19 protein-coding genes are annotated in these 23,808 nt (G+C 72.7%); 10 read left to right on the forward strand and 9 right to left on the reverse strand.

Going from position 1 to position 23,808, the window contains the following annotated elements; all coding sequences use genetic code 11:
* The first annotated feature begins 85 nt into the window (after window positions 1-85).
* Window positions 86-880 (forward strand): methyltransferase domain-containing protein, encoded by a 795-nt coding sequence (locus tag LH044_RS18660; RefSeq protein ID WP_227757101.1) that lies wholly within the window; start codon window positions 86-88, stop codon window positions 878-880.
* Window positions 881-895: 15 nt separating this feature from the next.
* Here the strand turns inward: LH044_RS18660 and LH044_RS18665 are convergent, their stop codons facing one another.
* Window positions 896-2,107 carry an LLM class flavin-dependent oxidoreductase gene (locus LH044_RS18665; RefSeq protein WP_227757102.1) on the reverse strand — a complete coding sequence of 404 codons (1,212 nt, stop codon included), beginning with the start codon at window positions 2,105-2,107 and terminating at the stop codon, window positions 896-898.
* Window positions 2,108-2,403: 296 nt separating this feature from the next.
* Window positions 2,404-3,549: a thiolase family protein gene (locus LH044_RS18670; protein WP_227757103.1), complete on the reverse strand. Its 1,146-nt coding sequence runs from the start codon at window positions 3,547-3,549 to the stop codon at window positions 2,404-2,406.
* A gap of 231 nt (window positions 3,550-3,780) precedes the next feature.
* Between LH044_RS18670 and LH044_RS21925 the strand changes: the two genes are divergently transcribed.
* Window positions 3,781-5,775: a PKD domain-containing protein gene (locus tag LH044_RS21925; RefSeq protein WP_304512020.1), complete on the forward strand. Its 1,995-nt coding sequence runs from the start codon at window positions 3,781-3,783 to the stop codon at window positions 5,773-5,775.
* Window positions 5,776-5,796: 21 nt separating this feature from the next.
* Window positions 5,797-7,824, forward strand: coding sequence for a translocation/assembly module TamB domain-containing protein (locus LH044_RS18685; protein WP_227757104.1), 2,028 nt, complete (start codon window positions 5,797-5,799; stop codon window positions 7,822-7,824).
* A 106-nt stretch (window positions 7,825-7,930) separates the two neighbouring features.
* Here LH044_RS18685 and LH044_RS18690 read toward each other — a convergent pair whose 3' ends face one another.
* Window positions 7,931-9,217, reverse strand: a complete 1,287-nt coding sequence (locus LH044_RS18690; RefSeq protein WP_227757105.1) for an alkaline phosphatase family protein — start codon at window positions 9,215-9,217, stop codon at window positions 7,931-7,933.
* A gap of 112 nt (window positions 9,218-9,329) precedes the next feature.
* Between LH044_RS18690 and zwf the strand changes: the two genes are divergently transcribed.
* A complete protein-coding gene (gene zwf / locus LH044_RS18695; RefSeq protein ID WP_227757106.1) occupies window positions 9,330-10,736 on the forward strand; it encodes a glucose-6-phosphate dehydrogenase in 1,407 nt (468 codons plus the stop codon).
* A 48-nt stretch (window positions 10,737-10,784) separates the two neighbouring features.
* On the opposite strand, the gene LH044_RS18700 is transcribed toward zwf, so the two are convergent.
* The 3 genes from LH044_RS18700 to LH044_RS18710 form a co-directional block, all read right to left on the reverse strand.
* A complete protein-coding gene (locus LH044_RS18700; protein ID WP_227757107.1) occupies window positions 10,785-11,315 on the reverse strand; it encodes a hypothetical protein in 531 nt (176 codons plus the stop codon).
* A gap of 2 nt (window positions 11,316-11,317) precedes the next feature.
* Entirely contained in the window at window positions 11,318-12,253 is a 936-nt protein-coding gene (locus tag LH044_RS18705; protein WP_227757108.1) for a DUF4339 domain-containing protein, read from the reverse strand.
* 74 nt (window positions 12,254-12,327) lie between these two features.
* Window positions 12,328-12,771 (reverse strand): hypothetical protein, encoded by a 444-nt coding sequence (locus tag LH044_RS18710; protein ID WP_227757109.1) that lies wholly within the window; start codon window positions 12,769-12,771, stop codon window positions 12,328-12,330.
* Window positions 12,772-12,840: 69 nt separating this feature from the next.
* On the opposite strand from LH044_RS18710, the gene LH044_RS18715 reads away from it, so the two are divergent.
* Entirely contained in the window at window positions 12,841-14,244 is a 1,404-nt protein-coding gene (locus LH044_RS18715) for a DUF2252 domain-containing protein (RefSeq protein WP_227757110.1), read from the forward strand.
* Window positions 14,245-14,359: 115 nt separating this feature from the next.
* Here the strand turns inward: LH044_RS18715 and LH044_RS18720 are convergent, their stop codons facing one another.
* The 3 genes from LH044_RS18720 to LH044_RS18730 form a co-directional block, all read right to left on the reverse strand.
* Window positions 14,360-15,556 (reverse strand): sterol desaturase family protein, encoded by a 1,197-nt coding sequence (locus tag LH044_RS18720; protein WP_227757111.1) that lies wholly within the window; start codon window positions 15,554-15,556, stop codon window positions 14,360-14,362.
* A 61-nt stretch (window positions 15,557-15,617) separates the two neighbouring features.
* Window positions 15,618-16,553: a leishmanolysin-related zinc metalloendopeptidase gene (locus LH044_RS18725; protein WP_227757112.1), complete on the reverse strand. Its 936-nt coding sequence runs from the start codon at window positions 16,551-16,553 to the stop codon at window positions 15,618-15,620.
* Window positions 16,554-16,634: 81 nt separating this feature from the next.
* Window positions 16,635-17,399: an enoyl-CoA hydratase/isomerase family protein gene (locus LH044_RS18730; protein ID WP_227757116.1), complete on the reverse strand. Its 765-nt coding sequence runs from the start codon at window positions 17,397-17,399 to the stop codon at window positions 16,635-16,637.
* A 59-nt stretch (window positions 17,400-17,458) separates the two neighbouring features.
* Here LH044_RS18730 and LH044_RS18735 point away from each other — a divergent pair, with 59 nt between their 5' ends.
* The 5 genes from LH044_RS18735 (at window position 17,459) to LH044_RS18755 (ending at window position 23,805) form a co-directional block, all read left to right on the forward strand.
* Window positions 17,459-18,823, forward strand: coding sequence for an aspartate aminotransferase family protein (locus tag LH044_RS18735; protein ID WP_227757118.1), 1,365 nt, complete (start codon window positions 17,459-17,461; stop codon window positions 18,821-18,823).
* Between the two features lie 210 nt (window positions 18,824-19,033).
* Entirely contained in the window at window positions 19,034-19,237 is a 204-nt protein-coding gene (locus LH044_RS18740) for a cold-shock protein (protein ID WP_227757123.1), read from the forward strand.
* Window positions 19,238-19,387: 150 nt separating this feature from the next.
* Window positions 19,388-20,791, forward strand: a complete 1,404-nt coding sequence (locus tag LH044_RS18745) for a hypothetical protein (RefSeq protein WP_227757125.1) — start codon at window positions 19,388-19,390, stop codon at window positions 20,789-20,791.
* 83 nt (window positions 20,792-20,874) lie between these two features.
* Window positions 20,875-22,050, forward strand: a complete 1,176-nt coding sequence (locus LH044_RS18750; protein ID WP_227757128.1) for an amidohydrolase family protein — start codon at window positions 20,875-20,877, stop codon at window positions 22,048-22,050.
* A gap of 36 nt (window positions 22,051-22,086) precedes the next feature.
* On the forward strand, window positions 22,087-23,805 hold the full coding sequence (locus tag LH044_RS18755; protein ID WP_227757132.1) for an N-acyl-D-amino-acid deacylase family protein: 1,719 nt from the start codon (window positions 22,087-22,089) through the stop codon (window positions 23,803-23,805).
* The last annotated feature ends 3 nt before the right edge of the window (window positions 23,806-23,808 follow it).

Raw genomic sequence — 23,808 nt, forward strand, 5'->3', positions numbered from 1 at the left:
GCCCGCCCGCCGCCGGCGTCGGCGAGACTGGCCCGTGCCTCCGTCGGCGGGACTGGCCTGTGCCTCCGTCGGCGAGACTGGCCCGATGCCGACGGTGGAGCCGGTGATGCCGTTCAGCGACGTGGACGCGGCCGACGCCGCCGAGCTGGTGTCGATGATGGACGCCACCGACCGCTGGCCCGCCGTGCGGGCCGCACGCGACTGGGTCCTCGAGCGCGCCGGCACCGGCGGGCGGTCCCTCGACGTCGGCGCCGGACCCGGGACCTTCCACGCCGGCGCCGGACCGCGGTGGACCGGCGTCGACGTCGACGCCGCCGCGGCCATGGTCGCAGCGGACCGGACCCGGCACCCCGACGCCCTCGTCGTCCGTGCCGACGGCGAGCGCCTGCCGATCGCCACCGGCACCGTCGACCTCGTCCACGCCGAGCGGGTCCTGCAGTGGGCGCCCGACCCCGGCGCGATCCTGCACGAGCTCGTGCGCGTCGCCGCCCCCTCGGGGCTGGTGGCCGTGACCGACACGGACTGGTCGACGCTGTCGGTCGACCACCCCGACGACGACGCCGCGGCCCGGCTGTCGGCGGCCGCCCTGCGGTGGGTGCGGTGGCCGACGCTCGCCCGCACGGTGCCGCGCCGGCTGGTGGCCCTCGGCCTCGACGACGTCGAGGTCCGCGCCGGCGCCGTCACCCTCTCGGGATGGGAACCGGACGCCCCCGGTCAGGAGGACGGCCCGCCCGGCCTGCCGCTGCGGACGATCGCGGCAGCGGCGGGCCCCGGAGGGCCCGCCGCGCACGACGTGGATCGGTTGGGGACGCTGGCCCGGACCGGGCGGTTCCTCGCGACGCTGACGGTGGTCACCACGATGGGCCGCCGGCCCCGGTGACCTCGCTCCGGGCGATCAGTTCTGGATGATCGCCGACTCCGGCAGGACCGGCTCGGCCTCGACCACGACCTCGGAGAACGGCTGGTTCCAGCGCTGGTACTTCGGCTTGGCCGTCTCGCGCATGCGGGTGGTCGAGTGCACGGGGTCCTTGTCGAACTCGGGGATGACCTGGCTGCCGAACAGCTCGATCATCTCGAGGTTCTCCTCGTGCGTGACGCCCTCGGGCGGGAAGCCGAACACCAGCTGGTCGACGCCGACCGACTGGTAGTTGTTCACCTGCTCGAGCACCTCCTCGGGGGTGCCGCAGAGCATCCACCCGCCGGCGATGAGCTGGTCGAGCACCTCCTCGCTGGGGATCCGGAACGGCGGCTGCGGCCACACCGGGGCGCCCTCGCGCTTGGGCATCGTGTCGTGGTAGAGGGCGACCATCGTGTTGAGGTAGCCGCGCCCGCGGCTCATCGCGATCTCGCGCGCCCGCTTCCGGTCGTTCAGGCAGACGACGGCGTTCGTCATCATGATGTTGTTGTTCTGGTACTGCCCGAGGGGCTCGGTGCAGCCGGCCGCCGCCTCCTTGTAGGCGTCGAGACGGCCCTTCATGTCGAAGATCGGCTCGAAGTTGAAGGCGATGGCGCCGAGGCCGAGCTCGCCGGCCCGGGCGAAGCTCGGGGGGTTGCCGCACGCCATCCAGATCGGCGGGTGACCCTTGCCGTACGGCTTCGGGAGGATGTTGTGCGGGTACGGCACCTCGAAGTGCTCGCCGTGGAACTCGTAGTCCTCCTCCTCCCACATGCGCGGGATCTCGGGGGCCACCTCCTCCCACTCGGCCTTGGTGGAGTTCTTGTCGAGGATGTTGAACGACGCGATCTCGTGGCTGCCCGCCCCCCGGCCGGTGCCCCACTCGTACCGGTTGCCGGTGAGGTGGTCCATCATCGCGGCGCGCTCGGCGGCGCGGACCGGGTGGTTGACCCGCGGCGAGATGTTCATGATCGCCGTGCCCATGTGGATGCGCTCGGTGGCGTGGGCCACGTAGCCGATCACGACCTCGGGCGCCGACAGGTGGCTGTACTCGGTGAGGGCGTGGTGCTCGCCGAACCAGACGTACTTCCAGTTGTGCTTGTCGGCGTGGATGGCGAGCTCGATCTCGCGCATGAGGGCGAGGTGCTCGGACTCGCTGTCGTGGGCCGCCGGCCCGGGCACGTAGCCGTTCGAGAAGATGCCGAATTCCACGCTGAGGTCCCCCTGCTCGGGTCTGCTGGTCGGGTCGGTCCTGGCGATCCGGGAAGGCTGCTCCCGAACTAGAACGCGTTCTAACTTTACGCGCGGGCGCGGTCGGATCTCAAGCGGTCGTGCTGGATCCGTCCGGACCGCGCCGGCCCACCGCCGCGGTCGGGCCCAGGCGGTGCGCGTGCCTCGACGGCGGCGACGAGCTGGTCGAGCGCGGCCCTGCCTGCCGGTCCGCTCCAGCCGGGCCCGCTCTCGCCAGGTCCGCTCCAGCCGGGCCCGCTTTCGCCAGGCCCGCTCCGTCAGACCCGCTCGATGACCGTCGCCGACGCCATGCCGCCGGCGGCGCACATCGCGACCGCGCCGAACGTGGCGTCGGTGCGGTCGAGCTCGTTCAGCATGGTGACGATCATCCGGGCACCGGTGCAGCCGATCGGGTGGCCGAGCGAGCAGCCCGAGCCGTTCACGTTGACGCGGTCCGCGTCCAGGCCGAGCGTCTTCACCGCGGCGACGGTCACCGACGCGAAGGCCTCGTTGATCTCCCACGAGTCGATGTCGCCGATCGAGACGCCGGCCTTGTCGAGCGCCTTGGGGATGGCGATGGACGGGGCGATGCCGGTCTCGGCCGGCGTCAGCGAGGCCGAGGCCCAGCCCCGGATGCGGGCGAGCGGGGTCAGCCCGTGGGCGGCCGCGTAGTCGCTCGACACCAGCACCAGCGCGGCGGCCGCGTCGTTGAGGCCCGACGAGTTGCCGGCCGTCGTGGTCGCGCCCTCGTCGTCGGGGTTGAGGAGCGGGAGCGACGCGAGCTTCTCGAGGGTGGAGGTGCGCCGCGGGTGCTCGTCGACCTCGAACAGCGAGCCGTCGGCCAGCTCGACCGGGACGATCTCATTCTTGAAGCGGCCCTCGTCGATCGCCCGCACGGCGTTCATGTGCGAGCGGTAGGCCCACTCGTCGGCCTCGGTGCGGCTGACGCCGGCGAGGCGGGCGGCGTTGTCGCCGACGCCCTTGGCGGTGTTGAACGGCGGCGCGTCGGGCGTCTCGAGGTTGGCGGCGGGCAGCCACGGCGCGCCGAACTTCGACGTGGCCGGCGCGGTCGACATCGACTCGACGCCGCCGGCGGCGCCGACGTCGATCATGCCGGCCGCGATGTTCGCGGCGATCCACTGGGTGCCGGCCATGCCCGAGGCGCACCAGCGCTGGGTGGCCACGGCGGGGACGTTCGTCAGGCCGAGCTGGTTCGCCGCGTAGCGGCCGACGTTGCCGCCGCCCTGCATGGACTCGCCGAAGCCGATGTCCTCGAAGTCGCCGGCCGGGAGCCCGGAACGCTCCACGGCGGCGCCCAGCGCGACCTCGGCGAGGGTGTTCGCGTCGACCCCGGCGAGCGAGCCCTTGTACGCGGTGGCGATGGGCGTGCGGGCGGCGCTGACGATGACGATGTCGGTGGGCACGACGGTCTCCCGGTCTGATCGGACCTGACGCGGCGTCAGATCGGTCGGGGAATGGTGGCAGGTCCGCCGGTGCGCGTACAACGCCCCGCCCGCGGGCCGGTGCGGCACCTGGCCTGCACCCGGGTGTGACCCGCCGCTCGAACCACCTTCATTGACCGTGACGGCCGGCACTGGTAGACCTTGAACGGTTGTTCACCGCGTTTGGCTGAGCGCGGGTGGAGGGGATTGATGATGGGCGTTCGGGCTGTGCGGCACCTGCTGTTGGGCGTGGTCGGGGCGGTGGCGTTGATCACCACCGCGTGCGTCACCCCACCGACGGACCCGGGGGGAGGGACGACCACCTCCACCACCACGACGCTCCCGTCGGGCGAGCCGACCGCCGTGGCCGGCGCCTCGCCGACCGTCGGCGACGCGCCGCTGATCGTCGACTTCGAGTCGACCGGCTCCTCGCCGGGCACCGGCACGGGCCTCACCTACTCGTGGGACTTCGGTGACGGCTCACCGGCCGACACCGGCCCGAACGCGTCGCACGTCTACGCCAACCCCGGCGTGTACATCGCCAAGCTGACGATGACGAACTCGGACGGCTCCTCCACGTCGCCGGGCATCACGATCACCGTCAACGTCGATCCGAACCCCAAGTACTACGTGCGCCCGACCGGTTCGACCGGCTCGTCCTGCGGTCCGAAGCTGAACCCCTGCTCGACGATCAACCAGGCCCTCGCCAACGCGACGGCCAACGGCATCCACGCGCTGCGGATCGCCGGCGGCTCCTACACCGAGACCGTCTCCGTGCCCTCGGCCATGGAGGTCATCGGCGGCTTCAAGCAGGACCTGTCCGACTTCGGAGCCGACCAGGTCACCACGATCTACGGCACCGGCACGACGAACCCGGTCACGTTCAACGGCGTGGCCAACTCGAGCATCAGCGGCGTGAGCGTCCAGGGCGTGAACCGGACGTCGGGCAACGCCGTCGGGGTCCTCGTGACCGGCGGCGCCACCGGCATCGGCATCGGTGACAACGACGCGGCCACCACCACCGTGGGCGGCGGCGTCGGGCCCCAGGCGACCGGCGTGCTGGTCACCGGCGGCTCCTTCGTCAACGTCGAGAACGCCAACGTCAACAGCGGCACCCCGACCGGCGCCGGCAGCAGCGCCTACGGCGTCCGCGCCCTCGGCCTGTCGGTCGTCAACGTCACGCTGTCGACGGTCACGGCCCAGCCCGGCGTCGCCGGCACGAGCGCCTCGGCGGCCGTGCCGTCGCAGGCCGCGAGCGGCTGCGGCGGTGGCGGCGGCGGCAACGCCTCCGGCCCGAGCAGCCCGGGTGGCGGCGGTGGCGGTGGCGGTTGCGCCACCTACTCCGGCGGCACCGGTGGCACCGGCGGCGACTACTCCGGTTCCGGGTCGGGCGGCGCGAGCGGCGGCGGTCCCGCTGCGGGCGGCGGTGGTGGCGGCGGCTGCGGCAGCCTCTTCGGCTGCGGCACGGGCGCCGGCGGCGGCAACCCCGGTGGCGTCGGCAACGGCGGCGGCGCCGGCGGTGCGGGCAGCAACGCCATCCTCGCGAACGACCTCTACGCGCCCACCAACGGCACGGCGGGCTCCGCCGGCCAGGCCGGCAGCGGTGGCGGCGGTGGTGGCGGCGGCAAGTCCGCCAGCGCCTCCGGTGGCGGCGGCGGTGGCGGCGGCGCCGGCGGCAACGGCGGCGTGGCCGGGACGACCGGCGGCCAGTCCGGCGGCGGCTCGTTCGGCGTCTACGCCAGCAACGCCACGGTCAACCTGAGCTCGTCGGCGGTGACGTCCTCCGCCGGCGGCGCGGGCGGCAGCGGCTCGGCCGGCGGTCGGGGCGGCAACGGCGGCAACGGCGGCGACGGCGGCTCCGACTCGTGCTGCCTCGCCGGCGGCGGCGGCGGCGGTGGCGGCGGTGGTGCCGGCGGCGGCGGCGGTGGTGCCGGTGGCGGTGCGGGCGGTCCGTCGATCGCGGTGCTGCACGTCGGCGTGGGCTCGCTGTCGACGACGGCCAGCTCGCAGTCCCGCCCGGCGCTGACGGCGCAGGGCGGCGCCGGTGGTGCGGCCTCGGCCGCGGCGACCTCCGGGCTCGGCGGCTTCGGCAACGACACGGGCGGCGACGGCGGCAGCGCTGCCGTCGGCAAGGTCGGTCCGGCGGGGACCAACGGCCCCAACGGCCAGCTGTTCCGCATCTGGGACAACGGCACGACCACCAGCTGACCCCCCCTCGGAAGGATCCACGTGACCACGATCAAGCGGCGGCTCGGCTCCGCCACCCTCGCCCTGGCGCTCATGACCACCGTCGTGGTCGCGTGCACCCCGGGCCCCTCCACGCCGACGCCCACCACGACCCCGCAGGCCCAGCTCTGCGAGGTCTGGGACAAGGTCGAGGAGGCCCCGCCCTCCGAGACCGAGGCCGTGCTGGTCAAGGACGACGTCGTCGCCATGGCCGAGGACACCACGGTGACCGGCTCGAGCTGCACGGCGTCGAACGCCAAGATCGCGCTCGACGGCGCCACCCTCGCCGAGGGCGAGGAGGTGCTGTCGGAGCAGGGCAACGCCGCCTCGGACAAGGTCGCCGCCGTCACCGGTGAGGAGATCGCCGCCGGCGAGCCCGTGCTCGAGAACATCAGCGTGAACGCGCTGTCGGCCGAGCTCGGCATCTTCAACGGCGCCTTCGGGATCCGCCTCCGCGGCAACGTGAACATCACGCTGTCGGGGGTCACCTCGACGATCGGCTTCGTCGGCACGCTGAACGACCTCGACAACTGGTCGATCCAGCTGTCGTCGACCGGCCTCACGATCCCCGGCATGACGGTCACCCCGGTGACCTTCTCCGGCACCCTCACGGTCAGCCACGGCCAGCCGTCGCTCGACCTCACCGCGAACGCCTCGAACGTCAAGATCGGCGACGTCTCGGTCACCGGCGCCTCGATCAACCTCAAGGCCTCGCCGACCACCGGCGTGTCTGCGTCGGTCGCCGGCAACATCAAGGTCGGCCCGAGCACGGCCAACGGCACCGTCGCCGTCGTGTTCGACCGGGCCGGCGCCCTGGTCTCGGCCAAGGCCGACATCGCCGCCCACCTCGTCGGCACGCAGGCCGGCGGCAAGAAGATCGACCTCCAGGGCCAGCTGAAGATCGACGGCAACGCGACGCAGACCGCGATCAGCTTCAGCGGCGCCGGCATCGTCGGCGACCTGCAGGTGAACCAGGCCAACGGCTCGCTCACGCTCGCGACGAACAAGGCCACCTTCGTCGGCGTCCTCGACGTGAACCAGGGTCCCAACGTCGTCCGGTTCAACGGCTCGATCGTGTGGGACGGCATCACCGCCTACACGCCGTTCCTCGAGCTCGAGGGCGCCGGCGAGATCTCCGGCACGCTCGACGACGGCTCCACCTTCGCGGTGAAGGGCTCGCTGAGCACGGTGGTCGTCGGCGGCCAGCTGCGGGCCGTCGTCACCGGCGACTTCCAGGTCGGCACGCTGAAGGCGGTCGGCTCGGCCACGGTCGAGACCAACGGCAACACCACCCGCCTCGAGGTCGACGCCGACCTGAAGGACACGGGCTTCGCCGCCGACCTGAGCGGCGTCGTCGAGATCACCGACGGCCGGGCCGAGCTCATCCAGCTCAACGCGGCGGTGACCGGCCAGGTCCACCTCGGCGACGTGACGCTGAGCGGCGCGAACCTCTCGATCGCCAGCCGCTACGGCAGCACGCTGGACGTCGACTTCGACGGCCGCCTGGACGTCGGCAGCCGGGCCACCCTGCTCGGCTCGATCGGTGCCAGCTTCGGCCCGAACGGCACGCTGCTCCGCCTCGAGGGGCAGCTCAGCGGGTCGATGCAGCTCGACACCTGGGGCATCGTCGACTTCTCGGGCTCGGTCGTCGCCAACCCCGAGCAGGTCACGCTGACCGGCTCGGGTGGGGTCAACCTCATCAACTTCCCGCTCGGCATCCAGTTCAACGGGTCGTTCACGTCCCGCCTGGACCAGCCGAGCTGGCAGCTCAACGGCCAGGGCCGGTTCCGGATCGCCTCGATCGACGTGGCGACCGCCCGACTGAGCCTGTCGCAGGCGGCGGGCATGAAGGCCACCCGGGTGGGCTTCTACTTCACGCTGATCGGCATCCCCTTCTACTTCGAGGCCGACTTCTACCTGAAGTCGACCGGCGGCTGCGAGAAGGTCCAGCTCACCGGTGGCAGCTTCCTGATGCGCCCGCTGCTGAGCACGGTGCTCGACGACGTCGTCGGCTGCCCGGTCTACAACTGACCGACCGCTCTCCGTCAGGACGAGACGTCACGGCCCCCGGACCCCCGGGGGCCGTGACGCGCCACCGGCCGGTCCGGGCCGGGTCCCGCGACCGGCGGTCGTGCGCTCAGACCGGGAAGCCCTGGGTCTTCGCGCTGGCGACGACCCGCTTCCAGATCGAGTCGAGCCACGTCGCGCTGCAGTCCTGCACCTGGAAGTCGGGCAGCGTCCAACGGTGCACGTCGAGGTCGGGCGTTCCGCCGAGGTCGAGCACGTCCGCCAGGTTGTTCGCCGCCGCGTCCCGCGGCGCGAGCGGCGGCAGATCCCACGACCACTCGATCATCTTGAGCACCGAGGTGTGGTCGTAGACGTCGTGGGCCACGTGGCCGCGCCGGGCGATCGGCGACGCCACGAGGCACGGCACCCGGAACCCCCGCAGCGCGCTCTGCTCGACGGCGTCGGGCGCCGTGGTCGGCACGACGTGGTCGTAGAAGCCGCCCCACTCGTCGAAGTTCACGACGAGCACCGTCCGCTCCCAGTTCGGCGAGGTCGTGACCGCCTCGTAGATCTCGTGGAGGAACTGGCAGCCGGCGCGGATGTCGGACACCGGGTGGTAGTCGGCCGACGTGCCGAACGGCGTCGGCAGCAGGAACCGCGGGTCGATGAAGCTCACGTTCGGGAGCTGACCGGCGGCGGCGTCCTGCTTGAACTGCTCGACGGTGCGCGTGATGAACAGGTGGCGCAGGCCGAGCAGCGCGGAGAACGGCGCGTCGGAGAAGTAGTACCGACCCTCCAGGCCCGCGTCGGCGAGGCGGTCCCAGATCGTCGGCAGCGTCGAGATGTCGACGGTGTTGGTCAACCGGTCGGTCCGGCCGCAGTGCGCGAAGAACCGGTTCGGGAAGGTCGGGCCCATCGTCGCGGCGAAGTAGCGGTCGCAGACCGTCCAGGCCGGGGCGGCCTCGCCCCAGAACAGGAGCTGGTCCTGCTCGAAGTACCCGATCGGGAAGGTGTCGGGCGCGTCGAAGAGGAAGCCGTCGACGGCGCCGTCGTGGTACTGCACTCGCCCGGCGGCGTAGCTGTGCCCGGGATCGGCCATGTCGCACGCCGCGAACTCCGTCAGCTTGTGCGTGGGGTGCTCGACGCCGTCGCCATCGGCGTACGTGAGCCCGGCCTGCTCGCCGTCGGCGCCGGGGAGCCACCCGAGGAAGTGGTCGAAGGAGCGGTTCTCCATCATGACCACGACGATGTGGTCGTAGCCGGCCTCGGCCGCGTTGCCGCGGCGGACCACCGGTCCCGGCGGTGGCGCGCACCCCGCGGCGCCCGTCCCGACCGCGGCCATCCCCGCCAGCGCCGCCGAACCCTGCAGGAACCGGCGGCGGTCGATTCGCCGCGCGCCCCCGAGTGGTCGTCCCATCACCGTGCCCCCTGCCTGCCCCGCCCTCCCGTCGGCGGGTCGCCCGACCTGACGGTACATCCCCCCGGACCGCCGGGCCCGCCCGGAGCCGGCCGCCGGTAGCGTCGGACCCATGAGCGCGACCGACGCCGATGCCCTCGTCCTGTTCGGCATGACGGGCGACCTGGCCTACAAGAAGCTCTTCCCGTCGCTGTACTCGCTGGTGGAGCAGCGCCGGCTGAACGGGCCGATCATCGGGGTGGCGTCGTCGGACTGGACGGTCGAGGAGCTGCAGGAGCGGATCCGGAGCTCGCTCCTCGACGCCCACGTCGCGATCGACGACTCGGTGCTCGCCGACCTGTTCGGCCGGCTGTCCTACATCTCCGGCGACTACCGCGCCGACGAGACCTACGACCGCCTCAAGACGGCGCTCGGTGACGCCAGGCTGCCGGTCTGCTACCTGGCGATCCCGCCGTCGATGTTCGAGACGGTGGTCGAGGGCCTGGCCCGCGTGGGCATCACCGAGACGGCCCGGATCGTGCTCGAGAAGCCGTTCGGTCGGGACCTCGCCTCGGCCGAGGAGCTGAACCGGATCGTCCTGTCGCGGCTGCCCGAGGACCGGGTGTTCCGCATCGACCACTTCGTGGGCAAGGAGCCGGTCCTGAACCTGCTCGTGTTCCGGTTCGCCAACTCGCTCCTCGAGCCGATCTGGAACCGGAGCCACATCGCCCGCGTGGAGATCACGATGGCGGAGCAGTTCGACGTCCAGGGCCGCGGCAAGTTCTACGACACGGTCGGGGCGATGCGCGACGTGGTGCAGAACCACCTCCTGCACATGCTCTGCCTGCTGGCGATGGAGCCGCCGGTGTCCGAGGACGCTGACGCGCTGCGCGACGAGTACACGAAGGTGCTCAAGGCCACGCGCGTCGTCGACCCGATGGGCGTGGTCCGGGGTCAGTACGAGGGCTACCTCGAGGAGACCGGGGTGGCACCGACCTCGGACACCGAGACGTTCATCGCCATGCGGCTCGAGATCGACAACTGGCGCTGGGCCGGCGTGCCGTTCCTGATCCGCACCGGGAAGTCGATGCCGCTGACCGCGACCGAGGCGGTCGTGACCCTCCGGGAGCCGCCGCGGCCGCTGTTCGCCGGACCCGTCGACGACCCCGAGCCCAACCGCTTCCGGTTCCGTCTGGGCCCCGACTCGTTTCTGCGCATCGAGATGCAGGCCAAGGTCCCCGGCGAGCAGATGGCCAGCCGCACCGTCGACCTCGACGTGGACGAGCGCCACGCCATCGGCGGCCCGCCGGCCTACGAGCGGCTCCTGGGCGACGTCATCGAGGGCGACTCCCGGCTGTTCGCCCGCCAGGACACGGTCGAGGAGGCGTGGCGCGTCGTCGAGCCGCTGCTCCACGACCCGCCGGCGAGCGTCCGCTACCAGCCCGGCACGTGGGGCCCGCCGGCGGCGAGCGACCTCATCCCCGACGACGACGACTGGATGCCCTGCTGCGCGCCACCGGCCGAGCCGGTCCACCCCTGACCGACCCGGCGGCCGGGCCGCTCCCGCTCGACGACCGGTCGGGCGGGGCTACTTCTTGAGCGGCCGGAGCTGCTCGCGCAGCGCGTCGAACTGGCCGACGATCCACTCGACCAGCGGTCCCGCCTGGACCGAGTGGCCCTGCACGTACTGGTCGAGGTCGACCAGGTGGTACGTCCTGGCGTTCACCGTGTTGAGCTGGTGGTCGATCCGCACCTCGCCGGCCACCGGGATCTTGAACAGGTTCGCCAGGTCGGTCCGCCACATGGTGGCCAGGTCGTCGGGGTCGGAGACCTTGTTGCGCATCTCGGCCAGGAAGCCGATCGACGTGCGCGAGCCCATCGCCTGCGTCAGCGTCCCGGACCCGCTGCGGCGGTCGACGACGAGGTAGGCGGCCGAGAGCACGGGGTCGCCGGGGACCTTGAACCCCATCTGCTGGCGGTCGGAGTGGGCGACGATCCGGTGCGGGCGCCAGCCCCGGTGCGAGAGCCCGCGGATGATCTCGCCGCAGACGATCTCGTCCTTCGACTCGCGCAGCTCGGACTTGTGGGCGTAGTTCGCCATCGAGTTGAAGAGGCCCATGGTCAGCTCCCGAAGCGCGTCTGGACGAAGGTCTTCATGGTGTAGACGACGGACGCGAGGTGCCGCCGCAGCAGGTCGTGGTCGACCGACAGGTCCTCCGACACGTAGCGCTCCAGCTCGAGCAGCAGGTCGATCTGGGCGTAGACGTAGCCCGACGACAGGTCGGCGTCGAAGGTGACCGTCCCGGGCTCGGGCGACAGGATCATCCCGCTCTGGACCTCCTGGCGGAGCGCCTGACCGACCTTCTGGAAGTCGGGCACCCGCTGGCCGTACCCGACGACGGCCGTGGCGCGGTGGCCGACGACATTGGCCGACGCCACGTCCGGCGTCAGGTGCTGCAGCGCCACGGTGACCCGCGACTGCGTCTCCGGCTCCTCGAAGCGGAGCTGGTGACCGCCGGCGATCGAGCCGACGTCGACGCCGCCGGTCGAGGTGGTGGTCGTCGTCCCGTAGGTCGCGCCGGCCGTCTCGAGGTCGATGAGCACGAACCCGCAGTCGACGAGGGCCGTGATGACGCCGCCGAGCGTCGCCTCGTCGATCGAGCTGGCGAACTCGGTCTCCTTGTACATCTCCCAGCTGCGGCCGACGAGCCCGATGAACTCGTCGTCGAGCTCCTGGTTGGACATGCCGTCCATCAGCGCCGCCGAGGCGCTGGTCGGCGCGGCCGCCGCGGCCGGAGCCACCGGCGCGCTCGCCGCCGGCGCGGCCGCGGCGGGAGGCGGGGTCGCGGCGGGGGTCGCGGCGACCTGGTCGAACGGCTGCCAGCCCGGCGCGCCGTCCCACCAGACCTGCGTGCCCGGCGGGATCTGCTGGTGGGCGACCCGGGCCTGCACCGTCTCCCACGGCTCGGGTCCCTGCTGGTTGCCGGCGGTGTCGATCCAGTGCACCGGCGTGGTCGGATCGGGCATGGGCTCCTCCTCGGCCGGGGCGGCCGCCACGACGCGGGCGAGGGTAGTCCCGGTCAGGGCGGCGCGGATCCGGCGATCCGCCGGCGTCCGCCGATCCGAGTCGCTCAGCGGCGGCCGCGGCGCCGGTGCGGGTTGGTCGGCTTCACGTCGACGACGCTCGCTCCCTCGAGGTCGAAGCGGAAGTGGCCCTCGACCTGCGTCAGCCGCACCACCGGGACGCCGGTGAGGGCCCGGTCGGTGACGGCCAGCACGCGGTCCGCCTCGCGGCGGGCGGTGTCGACGACGGCCTGCATCCACCCGTAGGTGCCGTCCCGCGTCCCGGCCGGGGCGCACACGACGGCCCGGGTGACGATGTCCTGCTCGAACGCCGCCTGCTCGGCCGCCGGGAGCGCCCACTTGATCGAGGCGTCGGCCACGACCGCGACCGTGACCCCGGGGTGCTGCGAGCGCAGGTCCTCGATCGCCCGGTGCAGCTGCTGCAGCGACGGGGCCGGGCGCCGCCAGCCGGCCACCGTGTCGGCGTCGAGCAGCACCACGGTCCCGGCCATCAGGGCTCCGACGGTAGCCGAGGCCATCGGCCCAGACGGGAACGTCGCGGCCGCCCGTAGGCTGGCCCCGTGACCGCCGTGACCGCCCCGCCGACCGCCGTCCCGTCCAAGGACCACCTCGAGCCCGACGAGCACCAGGGGTGGGGTCGGTCACGTCGCGACGAGTGCCCGCGCACGGCCCACGGCACGTGGGAGCTCACCGACCGGCGGGACCCGGTGGCCATCCTGCAGCGCCAGGAGGAGCACCGGCTGCAGTTCCTGCTCCCGATCCGCCACGCCCGCATGCTGGCCAGCCCGTTCGCCTTCTACCGCGGCTCGGCCGCGGTGATGTCGGCCGACCTGGCGACCACGCCGACCACGGGCATGCCGGTGCAGCTCTGCGGCGACGCCCACCTCTCGAACTTCGGGCTTTTCGGCTCACCCGAGCGGGCGCTCGTGTTCGACTGCAACGACTTCGACGAGACGCACCCGGGGCCCTGGGAGTGGGACGTGAAGCGCCTGGCCGTGAGCGCCGTCCTCATGGCGGGCGACCGCGGCTGGGACGAGGAGGTCCAGCGCCGCATGGCCCGCAACGTCGCGTTCGCCTACCGCGCCGCGATGTCGGACTTCGCGACCAAGGGCCGGCTCGCCGTCTGGTACTCCCGCCTGACCGACGACCAGATCCTCGCCGTCGCCCAGGACGAGAACCGGACCGCGGTCGAGCGCCAGTTCCGCAAGGCCCGGCTCAACGACGTCACGAAGGCCATCGCCAAGTACACCGAGGTCGTCGACGGGCACCGGCGCTTCGTCCACCAGCCGCCGCTGGTCATGCGCCTCGACGACTCGATGGACGCCGACGCCGCGGCCGCCATGCACCAGACGGTCATCGGGCTGTTCGCCGAGTACCTCGACAGCATCCCCGCGTACCTGCGGGTGCTCCTCGGCGGCTACGAGCTCATCGACGTGGCGCTCAAGGTCGTCGGCGTCGGCAGCGTGGGCACCCGGTGCTACATCGCGCTGGTCCGCGGGCGCGACGACGCCGACCTGATGATCCTGCAGATCAAGGAGGCAGAGCACTCGGTCCTCGAGCCGTTCGTGGACCCGGTCGCCTACGACAACCAGGGCCACCGCGTCGTGGTCGGCCAGCAGCTCATGCAGGCGGCGTCGGACCAGTTCCTCGGCTGGGCGAACGTGGGGCACCACGACTTCTACATCCGCCAGTTCCGCGACATGAAGGGGTCGATCAACCTGGAGAAGATCGGCTCGCAGATGGCCGAGAACTACCTCCTGCTGTGCGCGTGGACGCTGGCCCGCGCCCACTCCCGTTCCGGGTCCCGGATCGCCATCTCGTCGTACCTCGGCAAGAGCGACAAGTTCGACCGGTCGATCTCGGACTTCTCGATGGCCTACGCCGGCCAGGTGCACCAGGACCACGCCGCGTTCGCCGCGGCGGCGGCCGACGGCCGCATCGAGGTCGCCACCTCGGGCTACTGATCCGGCCGCCCGCCCCTGCGTGCCCTTCTGGCGTCGGCTTCCGTCGCCTGGCGACGGACACCGCCGCCAGAACGGTCGGACCGTCGCGGCTCGACCGGTCGGCCGGCGAGCGGGCTCAACCGGCGATCGGCGCGGCCTCCTCCGAGAGGTGCTCGTCGACCGTGGCGAGCTCGCGGTGGCGCTCGTAGGCCCACCCCGGGCCGCGGAACACGAACGACAGCCGATCCGACCAGGTGTCGGAGCCGGCGACGTCGCGGGCGATGTCGACGTACTCGTGCGTCATCACCTTGACCGGGTCGAACGTCTCGATGTTCTTGGTGAGCCCGTAGACGACGCGCTCGTCCTCGACCTCGAAGGTCCCGAACAGGCGGTCCCAGACGATGAGGATGCTGCCGTGGTTGCGGTCCAGGTACTGCCGGTTGCTGCCGTGGTGCACGCGGTGGTGCGAGGCCGTGTTGAACACCTGCTCGAACGGGCCCAACTTCGGCACGACCTCGGTGTGGATCCAGAACTGGTAGATCAGGTTGACGCCCCGGGCGGTCTCGATCAGCTCGGGCCGGATGCCGAGCAGCGACATCAGCCCGTAGGGCACGAACGTGCCGAGGGAGTCGGCCACCGGTTGGCGCAGCGCGGTCGAGAGGTTGTACCGCTCGCTCGAGTGGTGGACCACGTGCACCGCCCACAGGTACCGGCTCGAGTGCATGAACCGGTGGTTCCAGTAGTAGATGAGGTCCCAGGCCAGGATCGCGGCGGCGGTGGCCGCCGGGCCGGAGCCCAGGTCGGGGACGAGCCGGTGCTCGAAGAGCCGCTTCGCCGTCGTGCGGCCCGCCCACGTGCCCGCCACCGCCGCACCACCGGCCGCGATCGCGGTCATGGCGGCGCTGCCCGCCACCCGTCGCCACACCGAGCGGGCCCGGCGGGCGGCACGGTTCCCCCGGCCCGTCGACCCGGCCTCAGGCTCGGGGGTCGCACGCTCGTCGGCGGCGCCCGGCTCGGGGACCCGGCCGGCCTCCAGCTCCTGCGCCCGGGCGATCGCATCGGCGGCGACCGCCGCCACGGCGGCGCCACCGGCGACCCCGAGCACGACCCTGCGGTAGCGGCCGTCGCCGACGTCGAACCGTCGGAACAGCGGCACCGTGATCGCCGGCACGATGAGGCTGGCGACGCCCATGCCGAGGCTCACCAGGGTGTCGTTGCGCTCGTAGTCGCCGGCCGACGGCGGGGCGCCCCGGTCCCGTCGCCGCTTCTGGACGGCGGCCTCCAGCCCCATCGAGCCGAAGTAGAAGGGGATCGCGGCGACGGTCAGGTCCACCCCGCGACGGTACCGCCGCGACGCCGCCGACCGCCCGAGGACCGCGGCCGGGCGGCCGGTGTCAGAGCGACTCGGTCGGCGTGAGGAGGATCATCCCCTCGTCGCCGTCGTGGCCGTGGAGGTCGGTCGACGCCGCTCGCAGCGCCGGGCCGAGCAGCCCCGACGGCAGCGAGTACGCGTCGGCCTGCGAGAGGTCGACCTGGTAGCCGAGGTCGCCGAGCGAGGCGATGCTCACCCGGCTGAGCGGCGACGCGCCGAGGCCGATCATGCCGGTCATCAGCTCGTTGCCGAAGGTGCTGTCACGCCAGTGGGCGTACGCCGTGCCGGCCCCGCCGGTCGCCTCGACCGGGACCGCGGTGGACTCGCCGCTCAGCGCCTGCCACTCGGCGGTGGCGAGCGGGCCGACGAACCGCGGGTCAGACCCGCCGCTGCCGGTCAGCAACGAGAAGCCCGTCCACCTCGTGCCGTAGCCGAGCACGTGGGCCATCTCGTGGAGGACGATCGCCTCGAACCCGCCGTTGGCCATCCACGTGGCGACGTCCGCGCTGTCGAAGCGCATGGTCCCGGCGCGGGGCAGGCCGTCGGCCAGGGCGTTGGCGCACGGGCCGGCCTGCCCGAGCACGCCGCCGGGCCCGTCGATCGACGTGATCTGCACGTCGATGACCAGGTCGTCGATCGAGCTCACCGGCGCCGCCAGGTTCGTGCAACCCCGGTAGCCGCTCACGCTGACGTCGGGGACGTCGGCCGTGATCGTCCGCTCCCAGCGCTGCGCGGCGGTCTCGAAGGTCGCCAGCACGCCCGGGGCGACCGAGCCGATCGGCCGGATGACGATGTCGTACGGGCTCGACGACGGGGGCGGGGCCACCGGCTCGGAGGCGGCCGCCGGCGGGGCCGGCGGGGCCGGCGGGGGGTCCGTGCAGGCTGCGAGCAGCGCAAGCGGCGCGACGAGGGCGACGAGGAGGGCGCGACCGGGGACGCGGCGACGGTGTCCTGACATGTCCGGGGTGTCGGCCAGGCGGCGGCCCGGGTTGAGCTTGCGGTCGCGGATCGGGCCCGGTGGCCCACCGGCGGGCCCGGGTCAGCCGGCCATCATGGCGCCGACGAGCTGCTCGAAGGCCCGCAGCTCGCGCTCGCGGGCGGCCTTCACGGCGTCGAGCCGGCCGGCCAGCATCAGCTGCTTGGTCGCCACGACCGGCCCGAGCGGCAGGCCCCCGATGTGGCTCGCCAGGGCGCGGGCCTCGTCGAGGAGCCGGTCGGCGGGGACCGAACGCAGCGCGATCCCGTCGGCCACCGCCTGCTCGGCGTCGATCCACGGTTCGGTGAACAGCACCTCGGCGGCGCGCTGCCAGCCCATGACGGTCGGCATCATCAGGCTCGCCGAGGCCTCGGTCGTCACCCCGAGCGAGATGAACGGCACCTTGAGGCGCGCGGTGTCGGCCATGAGCACGAGGTCGCAGTGCAGGAGCATGGTCAGCCCGATGCCGACGCCCACGCCGTTCACCGCGGCGATTACCGGCTTGGGGAAGGACTCCAGCACCGGCATGAAGCGCTGGTAGCCGGGCTCCTGGTCCTGGAACACGGCCGGGTCGTTCATCTCCGACAGGTCCTGGCCGGCCGAGAAGGCCCGGCCGGCGCCGGTGATGAGCACGCAGCGGATGTCGTCGTCGGTCGCCGCCTCCTCGAGGGCGTCGGCGGTCGAGTACCACAGGGCCTGGTCGAACGCGTTGAGCGCCTGGGGCCGGTTCAGCGTCAGCGTGCGGACGCCGTCGGCGTCGTCGACCAGGAGGACGGGGCCGGACTCGGGGGCGGGCTCGGGCTCGGGCGACGAGGAGGTCTCGGACATGGTCCCGTTGGCTAGCACCGCTGGGGCGTCGGTGCGGCACCCGTCGTAACGTTGCGCCCGTGAGCACCACCGAGAACGACCTCGCCGCACCCTCGAACGAGCAGAGCACTGCGGCTGATCGCCGCTACGTCTTCCACTCCTGGTCGGCGCAGGAGCTGATCTCGCCGCTGCCGATCGCCGGCGGCGAGGGCGCCTGGTTCTGGGACAACGAGGGCAACCGGTACCTCGACTTCGCCTCGCAGCTCGTCAACCTCAACCTCGGCCACCAGCACCCCCGCATGGTCGCAGCGATCAAGGCGCAGGCCGACGTCCTCTGCACGGTGGCGCCGCCGTTCGCGAACGACGTGCGCACCGAGGCCGCACGCCTGATCACCGAGCACGCCCCGGGCGACCTCGACCGGGTCTTCTTCACCAACGGCGGCGCCGAGGCCAACGAGAACGCGGTCCGGATGGCCCGCCTCCACACGGGTCGCCAGAAGGTGCTGTCGACGTACCGCAGCTACCACGGCGCGACCTCGACCGCGATCACCCTCACCGGCGAGCCGCGCCGCTGGGCGTCCGAGCCGGGCACGCCGGGCGTCGTGCACTTCTTCGGTCCTTACACGTACCGCTCGTCGTTCGGTGCCACGACCGACGAGGAGGAGCGCGAGCGGGCGCTCGAGCACCTGGCCCAGGTCATCCAGATGGAGGGCGGCCACACCATCGCGGCGATCGTGCTCGAGTCGGTCGTCGGGACCAACGGCGTGCTGGTCCCGCCCGAGGGCTACCTCGCCGGTGTCCGGGAGCTGTGCGACGAGCACGGGATCCTGCTCATCGCGGACGAGGTGATGGTCGGCTTCGGCCGGGTGGGGGAGTGGTTCGCGGTCGACCGCTGGGGCGTCGTGCCCGACCTGCTCACCTTCGCCAAGGGCGTGAACTCCGGCTACGTCCCGCTGGGCGGGGTGCTGATCTCCGACGCGGTCGCCGCCACCTTCGCCGAGCGCCCGTACCCGGGCGGGCTCACCTACAGCGGCCACCCGCTCGCCTGCGCCACGGCCGTCGAGAGCATCTCGATCTTCACCGACGACGACATCGTGGGCCGCTCGCGGCGGCTCGGCGAGGAGGTCATCCGGCCCGCGCTGCGGGACATCGCCGCACGCCACCCCTCGGTGGGCGAGGTGCGCGGCCTCGGCTGCTTCTTCGCGATCGAGCTCGTCCGCGACCGTGGCACGCGCGAGCCGCTGGTGCCGTTCAACGCGGCCGGCGCCGAGGCGGCGCCCATGACCGAGCTCATGGGGGCGTGCAAGTCGCGCGGCGTCTGGCCGTTCTCGCACTTCAACCGCCTGCACGTCGCCCCGCCCCTCGTCATCTCCGACGAGGACCTGCGCGCCGGGCTGGCGGCGATCGACGAGGCCCTCGACGTCGCCGATGCCCACGTCTCCTGACGCCGGACCGGTCGCGCCCGCGCTGTGACCGATGCGCCGACCGGTGCGATAGGATGTTGGCGTCGTCGGGTCCTCCGGCGGCCGCCGGTCCTGCCGAGCGCAGCGCTGGCAGGAGCAGAGCAAGCAATCCGCTAGTCCTCGGGGCGCCGGACACATCGGTGCCCCGTTGCGCAATCAGGCCCCGGATGCCGGGGAGAAACGAGTCACACCGTGCCCACGGGAACCGTCAAGTTCTTCAACTCCGAGAAGGGTTACGGCTTCATCAGCCGTGACGACGAGGGTGGCGACATCTTCGTGCACTTCTCCCAGATCGCGGGCAGTGGCTACCGCAACCTCGAAGAGGGCCAGAAGGTCGAGTTCGAGGTGGGCCCCGGTCGCAAGGGCGACGAGGCCCAGAACGTCCGAGCCGTCTGACCCGAGGGTCGACCACATCGCTGCGTGACGGCGGGATCCGGCTCCGGCCGGGTCCCGCCGTCGCCGCATCCGGGCTCGGCGCCCGACACCGGGCGGCGTCCATCCCGCAGGGTGAGCGCTTCGTCACGCCCCCGCCGCTACCGTCGCGGCATGGCAGACGACGACGCCCCGGCAACCGATGGAGATTCGGCCGACGAGGCCGACCTCGCCGCCGAGCTCGCCCGTCTGCGCGAGGAGAACGCCCGTCTCTCCCAGCAGGTGCTGGTGGGCGACGACGCCGCGCCCGCCGGCCCGCGACGGCCGCGCCACGTCGGGCGCTGGACCGCGTCGTGGGTCCTGATCGTCGTCGGTTCGCTGCTCGTCCCGGTGTCGGTGCTGTCGGTCTGGCTGAACCGCACGGTCACCGACACGGACCGCTACGTCGAGACGGTCGCGCCGCTCATCCGTGACCACGACATCCAGCGGGCGATCCAGACCCGGCTCGAGACCGCCCTGTACGACCAGGTCGACCTCGAGGCCGAGGTGCAGCAGGTGCTCCCCGACCGGGCGACCCTGCTCGCCGCCCCGATCACCGCCGGGCTCAAGAACCTGATCAGCGAGGTGATCGCCCGGGTCGTCACGAGCGACCGTGTCGCGGAGCTCTGGGACGACGCCAACCGCATCGCCCAGGAGCAGGTGGTCGACGTCCTCACCGTCTCCGACGGCAAGAAGGGGGTCGTCGAGATCGACCTCACCGACACGCTCAAGGAGGTGCAGCAGCGCCTCGAGGACGCCGGGGTCCCGTTCGTCGGCAGCATCACCGTGCCGAAGGTGCAGCTCGAGGTCCTGCAGTCCGACACCCTGGGACAGGTCCAGACGGCGTTCGGCATCTTCGACCGCCTCGTCACCGTCCTGCCGTGGCTGACCCTGATCATCCTCGGCGCCGGCATCGCGGTCGCACCCGACCGCCGGAAGGGGCTCGTCCGGGCCGCCAGCGGCTGGGTGATCGCCAGCTTCCTGCTGCTGGTCGGCGTCGCGATCGGGCGGACGATCTACCTCGACGCGCTGCCGTCCGGGACGTCGATCCCCGCCAACACGGCGTTCTTCAACACGATCACCCGCTTCCTCAGGGGCAGCGGCCGGATGATCCTCGTGCTCGGGCTGCTCGTGCTCCTCGCCGCGCTGATCAGCGGACCGAGCGGGCCCGCGGTGCGGTTCCGCAGCGCGATGGGCCGGCTCTTCGGGGCGGCGAGCAGCGGCGTCGACCGGACCGGGGTGGACCTGGGGCCGGTGCCCGCCTTCGTCGCCCGGAACGCGATCGCACTGCGCGTCGTGGTCGCGGTCGCGGCGCTGGGCGCCTTCCTCCTGCTCGGCCAGCCGTCGGCGGGCGCGGTGCTGTGGATCGCGTTCGGCGCGCTGGTGGCCCTGGCCGTCATCGAGGTCCTCGCCCGCGCCGGCGCTGCGGCACGGTCGGCCGCCGGCGCCGAGGCCCCGAGCGCGGCCGTCGCGCCCGGCGACGGCCCCTCGGACGGCCCCGCCGACGTGCCGGGACCCCCGCCGCCGGCCGTGACCTGACGGCGCCGCCGCGCGACGCTGGTGGGGATCCGCCGACCCGCACCAGCAGGATCAGCCGGGCGGCGAGACCAGAGGGGACCCACGTGCACGACGAGCCGGTGATCGACGCCGACAACCACTACTACGAGGCGCTCGACGCCTTCACCCGCCACCTCGACCCGGCCTGGGCCCAGCGGACGGTGCAGTGGTGCGACATCGACGGCCGCAAGTACCACGTGATCGGGGGCCGGGTCTCGCGTGCGGTGACCAACGCGACCTTCGACCCGATCGCCCGGGCCGGGGCGATGCACGACTACTTCCGCGGCAACCCCGACGGGCGCGACCCGCTGTCGTTCCTCTCCGAGCGCGAGCCGATCCGGCCCGAGTACCGCGACCGCGACGCCCGCATCGAGGTGCTCGACCAGCAGGGCCTCGAGTCGTGCTGGATGTTCCCCACCCTCGGCATGATCTACGAGGAGCTGCTCACCGACGACCCGCAGGCGAACTGCGTCGTGTTCCGCGCCTTCAACCGGTGGGTCGAGGAGGACTGGGGCTTCTCGTACCGGGACCGGATCTTCGCCGCGCCGTACCTCACGCTCGCCGACCCCGATTGGGCGGTCGAGGAGCTGCGGTGGGCGCTCGACGCCGGCGCCCGCCTGCTCGTCATGCGGCCCGCCGCCCCGACGACGGTGCTCGGCCGCGTGTCGCCGTTCGACGACCGCTACGCGCGGTTCTGGGGCCTGCTCAACGAGTCGGGCGTGCCGCTGGTGCTGCACGCCGGCGACGGCGGCGTCAGCTCGAACGGGTACGCCCCCGAGGGGTTCTCGGCCGCGTTCTCAGGCGGGTTCAAGCCGTCGATCAAGTTCTTCGCCATCGAGCAGGCGATCAAGGACTTCCTGCTCGCGATGCTGCTCGAGAACCACCTCGTCCGGTACCCGGACCTGCGGATCGTCTCCGTCGAGAACGGCGCCGAGTTCCTGCCCGACCTGTTCCGCAAGGCGCGGTCGATGGCCAAGAAGGTGTCCGGCTACTTCCCCGACGACCCGGTCGAGATCCTGCGCCGCCAGGTCTGGATCAACCCGTTCTGGGAGGACGACGTCGTCACCGTCGTCGACCACATGGGCGCCGACCGCGTGGTGTTCGGCTCCGACTGGCCCCACATCGAGGGCATGCCGCAGCCGCTCGACTACCTGCCCGAGGTCAAGGAGCTGTCGCCCGAGGACCAGCGCCTGGTCCTGCACGACAACGCCGCCGGGCTCATCTCCGACCGTCCCGCGTAGGGGCACTCCACCGCACGACGACCACCGGGGGGAACCGTGGCCGACCTGACCATCCGCAACGGGCTGCTGGCCGACGGCACGGGGGCGCCGGCACGGCCCGCCGACGTCGTCGTCGCCGGCGACCGCATCGTCGACGTCACGCCGCCGGGGGAGGGGAGCGCCGGACGTCGGGAGATCGACGCCGACGGCCGCCTCGTCACGCCGGGGTTCGTCGACATCCACACCCACTACGACGGCCAGGCCACGTGGGACCCCGAGATGACGCCGTCGAGCTGGCACGGCGTGACCACGGTCGTCATGGGCAACTGCGGCGTGGGCTTCGCCCCCGCGGACCCCGATCGGCGCGACTGGCTGATCCAGCTGATGGAGGGCGTCGAGGACATCCCCGGCACCGCGCTCGCCGAGGGCATGAGCTGGAACTGGGAGTCCTTCCCCGAGTACCTCGACGAGCTCGAGTCGATGCCCCGCGTGATGGACGTGGCCGCGCAGATCCCCCACGGCGCCGTGCGCGGGTACGTGATGGGGGAGCGAGGCGCCGCCAACGAGGAGGCCACCCCCGAGGACATCGCGCTGATGTCGAAGCTCGTCGAGGAGGGCCTGCGGGCCGGCGCCGTCGGGTTCACGACCACGCGCACGGTCCTGCACCGGGCCAAGGACGGCGAGCTCGCCGCCGGCACGACCGCGTCGGCCGACGAGCTCCTCGGCATCGGCGACGCCCTCGGCGCCGCGGGAGCCGGCGTGTTCGGCGTCGCCAGCGACATGCTCGACCCCGCCGCCGAGTTCGCCTGGATGGCCGAGATCGCTCGCCGGACCGGTCGGCCCGTCACGTTCGGGTGCCTGCAGAACGATGTGTACCCGGAGCAGTGGCGTGAGCTCATCGAGCGCGCCGAGGCGGCTCGCGCCGACGGCGCCCTGGTCGTGCCGCAGGTGGCGGGACGGCCGGCGTGCCTGCTGTTCGGGTTCACGTCGTCGGTGCACCCGTTCATCACGCACCGCGCCTACCGGGCCATCGCGGACCTCCCCCTGCCCGAGCGCGTGGCGGCGTTGCGCACGCCCGAGGTGCGCGAGGCGATCCTCGGGGAGAAGGTCGAGCGGTCCGGGTTCGGGGCCTTCCTGCTGTCGAGCTTCCACAAGCTCTTCCCGCTCGGCGACCCGCCCGACTACGAGCCGGCGCCCGAGCGCAGCGTGGCCGCGATCGCGGCCCGGGAGGGCCGGACACCCGAGGAGGTCACCTACGACCTCATGCTCGGGCGCGACGGCACCGAGCTCCTGTACTTCCCGCTGCTCGGCTACAGCCAAGGGGACTTCGGGGCGATGCGCGAGATGCTCGACCGCGACGACACGGTGCTGGGCCTCGGTGACGGCGGCGCCCACTGCGGGGTGCTGTGCGACGCCAGCCTGCCGAGCTACATGCTCACGCACTGGGTCCGGGACCGCGACCGGGGCGAGCGCTTCGACCTCGAGCGCGTGGTGGCGATGCAGACGAGCCGCACCGCCGCGCTCTACGGCTTCCGCGACCGCGGCGTCGTGGCGCCCGGGCACCGCGCCGACCTGAACGTCATCGACCTCGACGGGCTCCGGATCGCCCCGCCCGAGATGGTGCACGACCTGCCGGCCGGCGGGCGGCGGCTGATCCAGCGGGCGTCGGGCTACGGGGCGACGATCGTGGCGGGCGTGCCCGTCCGGATCGACGACGAGTCGACGGGCGAGCGCCCGGGCGCGCTCGTCCGGGGCGCCCAGCGGGCCCCCGCCTGAGCG

The organism is Dermatobacter hominis, from assembly GCF_020715685.1.
GTDB classification, from domain to species: Bacteria; Actinomycetota; Acidimicrobiia; order Acidimicrobiales; family Microtrichaceae; genus Dermatobacter; species Dermatobacter hominis.

What these genes read in the sequence shown, in the direction of transcription:
- LH044_RS18690 (WP_227757105.1), bottom strand. Translation starts at nt 9,217, where the DNA reads ATGGGACGACCACTCGGGGGCGCGCGGCGAATCGACCGCCGCCGGTTC.
- LH044_RS18710 (WP_227757109.1), bottom strand. Translation starts at nt 12,771, where the DNA reads ATGGCCGGGACCGTGGTGCTGCTCGACGCCGACACGGTGGCCGGCTGG.
- LH044_RS18660 (WP_227757101.1), top strand. Translation starts at nt 86, where the DNA reads ATGCCGACGGTGGAGCCGGTGATGCCGTTCAGCGACGTGGACGCGGCC.
- LH044_RS18700 (WP_227757107.1), bottom strand. Translation starts at nt 11,315, where the DNA reads ATGGGCCTCTTCAACTCGATGGCGAACTACGCCCACAAGTCCGAGCTG.
- LH044_RS18725 (WP_227757112.1), bottom strand. Translation starts at nt 16,553, where the DNA reads ATGTCAGGACACCGTCGCCGCGTCCCCGGTCGCGCCCTCCTCGTCGCC.
- zwf (WP_227757106.1), top strand. Translation starts at nt 9,330, where the DNA reads ATGAGCGCGACCGACGCCGATGCCCTCGTCCTGTTCGGCATGACGGGC.
- LH044_RS21925 (WP_304512020.1), top strand. Translation starts at nt 3,781, where the DNA reads ATGGGCGTTCGGGCTGTGCGGCACCTGCTGTTGGGCGTGGTCGGGGCG.
- LH044_RS18745 (WP_227757125.1), top strand. Translation starts at nt 19,388, where the DNA reads ATGGCAGACGACGACGCCCCGGCAACCGATGGAGATTCGGCCGACGAG.
- LH044_RS18730 (WP_227757116.1), bottom strand. Translation starts at nt 17,399, where the DNA reads ATGTCCGAGACCTCCTCGTCGCCCGAGCCCGAGCCCGCCCCCGAGTCC.